The following is a 4,880-nucleotide window of genomic DNA, read 5'->3' as shown; positions in this document are numbered from 1 at the left end:
GGAGGAGGTGCCCGCCGCCGTCCTCACCGCGCTCGGGCTGCGCGAGGCGCCGCAGCCGATGCCCGCCCGGCGCGCCGCGCCGCCCGACCCCCTGGACCGGGTCGTCACCGCCCTGTCGGGCCGGCGCATGCTGCTGGTCCTCGACAACTGCGAGCACCTCCTCGACGCCGCCGCCCGGCTCGCCGACCGGGTCCTGGCCGGCTGCCCCGGCGTCCGGATCATGGCGACCAGCCGCGAACCGCTCGGCATCACCGGCGAGACGCTCTGGCCCGTCGGGCCGCTGGAGGCGCCGCCGCCGTCCGCCTCCCCGGAGGACGCGCTCGCCCGGCCCGCCGTCCGGCTGTTCGCCGACCGCGCCGCCGCCGTCGCGCCCGGGTTCGCCGTCACCGGCGCCAACGTCGCCGCCGTCGTGCGGATCTGCCGGGCCCTCGACGGCGTCCCGCTGGCGATCGAACTCGCCGCCGCCCGCATGCGGGCGCTGACACCCGCGCAGGTCGCGACGCGGCTCGACGACCGGTTCCGGCTGCTCAGCGCGGGCAGCCGCACCGCCCTGCCCCGGCACCGGACCCTGCGGGCCGTCGTCGAGTGGAGCTGGGACCTGCTGGACGAGCCGGAACGCGCGCTGTGCCGCCGGCTGGCCGCCTTCCCCGGCGGCGCCACGCTGGAGGCCGCCGAGCAGGTGTGCGCCGGGCCGGGCCTCGACCGCGCCGCCGTCCTGGACGCCCTGGCCGCGCTGGTCGACAAGTCCCTGGTCACCGTCGCGGGCGCGGACGGCGAGCCGCGCTACCGGATGCTGGAGACGATCCGCGCCTACGGGATGGAGCGGCTGGCCGAGGCGGGCGAGGAGCAGGCCGTCCGGCGCGCGCACGCCGACCATCTCGTCCGGCTGGCCGAGGAGGCGGAGCCGCACCTGTACCGGGCCGAGCAGCTCGAATGGCTGCGCCGCCTCACCGCCGAGCACGACAACATCTCGGCCGCGCTGCGCTGGACGATCTCCACCGGGGACGCGGCCACCGCCGTCCGGTTCTGCGCCGCCCTCGGCTGGTACTGGTTCCTCAACGGCCGGCTGCGCGACGGGGCCGACCATCTGGTGCGGATCCTGGAGCTGCCGGACGTGCCCGCCGACACCGTCACCGCCCGCGCTCTCGCCATGGGCGCGATGACCTCGCTGGACAACCAGGCCGTCGGCGACCACGTGCTCGTGATCGACTGGCTCGCCCGGGCCCGCGACCTCTGCGCCGGCGCGGATCCCGCCGCCCTGCACCCCGGCCTGCGGCTCATGCTGACGACCCTGGAGCTGTACGAGTCGGGCTGGAACCACCCCGAACCGAGCGCCGTCGAGCCGCTCCTGCTCGATCCCGACCCGTGGGTGCGGGGGCTGGCCCACTACATCCGCGGGCAGATCGCCCTCAACTTCGGCTGGATCGAGCGGCTGGACGACGACTTCGGCCGCTCGCTCGCCGCGTTCCGCGAGGCCGGCGACCGCTGGGGGCTGTCGTTCGCGCTCAGCGCCCGGGCGGAGGTCGTCGGCCGGCGCGGCGACCACCGCACGGCCGTCGCGCTGCACGAGGAGGCGCTGCGGCTGAACGCCGAACTGGGCGGCGGCACCGTCGCACTCGTCCACGTGCACATGAAGCTGGCCAACGAGCTGGACCTGATCGGCGAGCGCGACCGGGCGGAGGAGCTGCTGCACGCCGCGCTGGAGGCGGCGCTGCTGGATGGCGTCCCGCTCCGCCGTCCCGAGGAGGTCGCGGCGCTCCACTACCAGCTCGGCGAGTTCGCCCGCCGCTCCGGCGAGGAGGCGGAGGCCCGGCGCAGGCTGGCCCTCGCCGAGGAGCTCACCGAGGGCCTCCCCGGCCCGCAGCAGTTCCGGGCGATGGTGCTGTGCTCGCGCGGGCAGCTCGACATGGCGATGGGGGCGATGGACGACGCGTCCGCCCGCCTGCACGAGGCGCTGCGCGGCGCCGCGCAGGCCCAGGACCACCCGATCCTGGCGTACGTGCTGGCGGGCCTGGCCGAGCGGTGCCGCCTGCTGGGCGATCCCGAGCGGGCCGCCGTGCTGCTCGGCACCGGCGACGCCCTGCGCGGCACGCGCGACCTGTCGCAGCCGGACGTGCTGGCCATCGAGGCCGCCGTCCGCGCGGACCTCGGAGCGGACGCCTTCACGGCGGCCTACGAGCGCGGCCTCGCCCGCGCGCTGGAGGACGTCCTCTCCGAGTTCGGCCTGGACGCACCGCCCCGGCCGACCATGACGCGGCCGCCCGGTGCCGGCAGCGCCGCCGGCTGATCAGAGGCGCAGCGGCGGGCCAGCGCGCTTCACGGTGCGGATCACCGGTGCCGTCTCCATCGTGGCGATGCCGTCGAGCGGGGCGACCCGCTCGGTGAGGTAGCGCGCGAGGTCCTCGGTGTCGCGGCAGTTCACGACCGCGACCAGGTTCGTCGGGCCGGTGGTGAGCGCGACGAACGACACCTCCGGATGCGCGGCCATCGCGGTCGCGACGTCCTGCAGCGCCGACGGCCGCACCGACGTCCACAGCCGCGCCTCGGCGTGGAAGCCGAGCCGGGCCGGTTCGATGTCGACCTGGTACTGCAGGACGCCCGCGCCGCGCAGGGCCTCGGCGCGGCGCCTCACCGTGGACTCCGACCAGCCCGTCGCCCTGGCCAGCTCGGCGTGGCCCGCCCGGCCGTCGGCGGCGAGGGCGGCGAGCAGCGCCCGGTCGGCGTCGCCCACCTCGACGGGCTGCGCCGCGTCGTCGGGCGCGGGCGGCCGGAGCCGGGCGGCCTGGTCCTCCGACAGCACCGCCGGGCCGAGCCAGGTGCCGGGCAGCGCATAGCTCCGCAGCAGCAGGTGCGCGGAGACGCCGATGACGCGGCGGGTGCGGGGCAGCTTCTCCAGCAGCAGGGCGTCGCGCTCGTCCGCCGACCGCGTCTGCGTGTTGCACGAGATCTCCGCGCCGCCGGACAGCAGGTGGACGAACGAGGTGTCGTCGCGCGCCGCGAGCGCCCCGGCACGGTGCGCTTCTGGGTTTGTCAGTGGCGGTCGGTATGTTGCGGCGCATGTCCCGGTACCGGCTGTGCCCGACCCCTGCCCAGGAGGCGGGGCTGCTGGAGCACTGCAGGCACGCCCGGTTCGTGTGGAACCTGGCCGTGGAGCAGCATGCGTGGTGGACGATTCGCCGAGGCCCCGCGCCAGGCTATGTCGCTCAAGCCCGCCAGTTGACTGAGGCTCGCGCCGCCAACCCGTGGCTGGCGGCCGGGTCGCAGACGGTGCAGCAGCAAGCGCTCAAGGACTTCGCCCAAGCGATGGAGAACTTCTTCGGCGGCACACACCGGCGCCCCACATGGCGCAAGGCGGGGCTGCATGAGGGGTTCCGGATCGTCGGGGCTCGTGGCCGTGCATGGGGCGTGCGGCGGCTGTCGCGCCGCATCGGTGAGGTGCGGGTCCCGAAGGTCGGGTGGGTGAGGTTCCGACTGTCCCGTCCCGTTCCCGCCGGGGTGAAGTCGTTCCGGGTGACCCGGGACCGCGCTGGCCGGTGGCACGTTGCGTTCGCGCACGTGCCCGAGCCGGTGCCCGCGCCCGGCAACCGTGAGGCGGTCGGCGTCGACCGGGGCGTGGCGATCAGCGCCGCGCTGTCCACTGGCGAGACCCTTACCGTTCCCGGCCTGACCACCGCCGAGGCCAAGCGCTTGGACCGGCTGCTGCGCCGCTTTGCCCGCGCCCGTGAGGGCTCGAACCGACGCGCCCGCCTCAGAGCCGCCATTGCCCGCCTCAAAGCCCGTGAGAGCGACCGCCGCAAGGACTGGGTCGAGAAGACCAGTACCGACCTGGCGTCCCGCTTCGACATCATCGCCGTCGAGAACCTGAACATCGTCGGGTTGACTCGGTCGGCGCGCGGCACCGTCGACGCCCCCGGCGTCGGCGTCCGTGCCAAGGCTGGGCTCAACCGGGGCATCCTCGCCAACGGGTGGGGCCTACTCGTCAGCCGGCTGGAGCACAAGGCCCCGGGACGCCTGGTCCGGGTCGACCCGGCGTACACGTCGCAGACCTGCAATGCCTGCGGGCACCGCGCACCGGACAACCGCAAGAGCCAAGCGGTGTTTCGGTGCGTCGCCTGCGGGTGGTGCGCCAATGCCGATGTCAACGCCGCATGCAACATCAGAGACACCGCCGTTGGGCGCACGGTGGCTGCGCGGGGAGGCGGGGCATCGGCCCGGCCCATGAACCGCGAACCTCAACCCACTCTCCTCTCTGTATAGCGGGACCGGGTTGGAATCCCCCAAACCTTCAGGCGGGGAGGACGTCAACGTGGACACCACGATCGCGCGCGGTTGTGCTGCTCAGCGGCCTCGGCTGCGCGCTGCAGGCGCACCTGGACGCCGGCTCCGGCGCGTCCTCGATCACGCTCGGGCTGATCGTGACCGGCGCGGGCGTCGGCCTGATGATCCCCGCGATGGGCGCCGCGGTCCTGACGGCCGCGCCGCCGGAGCGGCGAGGGACGGCCGCCGGGGCGATGACCACGTTCCGCCAACTGGGTCAGACCCTCGGCGTCGCCGCCCTGGGCGTCCTGTTCCAGAACGCCCAGCCCGACACCGCCGCAGGCCTCGACCACGTCTACCTGGCCGCCGCGCTCACCAGCCTCACCGCCGCCGCCCTGGCCACAACCGCCCTCAACCGCCCCCGCCCCAAGACCCCCCAAGCCGAAAACGCCGATATAGCCGGCTGAACACCCTTACGGAAGGCCAGACCCCAGCCCCCGCCACGGGCAGGCACGCGGAGCGAGTGCAGCGAGCGCAGCGGGCCTGCCCGGCGGTGGTTGGGGGGGTTTGAGGGGGGCGGTGGGGGTGGGGGGAACACGCCCCCCACCCTGGCGGGGGGTTGA

Annotated in this window: 4 protein-coding genes; 3 read left to right on the top strand and 1 reads right to left on the bottom strand. The window is 75.1% G+C overall.

Annotated features, from left to right (window positions below; genetic code table 11):
• Nucleotides 1-2,287, top strand: a 2,287-nt coding sequence (locus tag ABZ914_RS40115) for an ATP-binding protein (protein WP_500199792.1), incomplete at its 5' end; no start/stop codon positions are given.
• Here ABZ914_RS40115 and ABZ914_RS40110 read toward each other — a convergent pair.
• Nucleotides 2,288-2,800 carry an Lrp/AsnC family transcriptional regulator gene (locus tag ABZ914_RS40110; protein WP_500199791.1) on the bottom strand — a complete coding sequence of 171 codons (513 nt, stop codon included), beginning with the start codon at nucleotides 2,798-2,800 and terminating at the stop codon, nucleotides 2,288-2,290.
• A gap of 257 nt (nucleotides 2,801-3,057) precedes the next feature.
• On the opposite strand from ABZ914_RS40110, the gene ABZ914_RS40105 reads away from it, so the two are divergent.
• Both ABZ914_RS40105 and ABZ914_RS40100 read left to right on the top strand, forming a co-directional pair.
• The gene (locus ABZ914_RS40105) at nucleotides 3,058-4,257 is read left to right on the top strand and encodes an RNA-guided endonuclease InsQ/TnpB family protein (protein ID WP_500199789.1); all 1,200 of its coding nucleotides are present in this window, start codon (nucleotides 3,058-3,060) and stop codon (nucleotides 4,255-4,257) included.
• A gap of 74 nt (nucleotides 4,258-4,331) precedes the next feature.
• Nucleotides 4,332-4,724 (top strand): MFS transporter, encoded by a 393-nt coding sequence (locus ABZ914_RS40100; protein ID WP_500199788.1) that lies wholly within the window; start codon nucleotides 4,332-4,334, stop codon nucleotides 4,722-4,724.
• Nucleotides 4,725-4,880: the final 156 nt, after the last annotated feature.

The organism is Spirillospora sp. NPDC046719 (assembly GCF_040645715.1).
In the GTDB taxonomy this organism is placed as follows: domain Bacteria; phylum Actinomycetota; class Actinomycetes; order Streptosporangiales; family Streptosporangiaceae; genus Spirillospora.
Note: the sequence above shows the minus strand (reverse complement) of the source record. Positions and strands in the feature narration are given on the sequence as shown.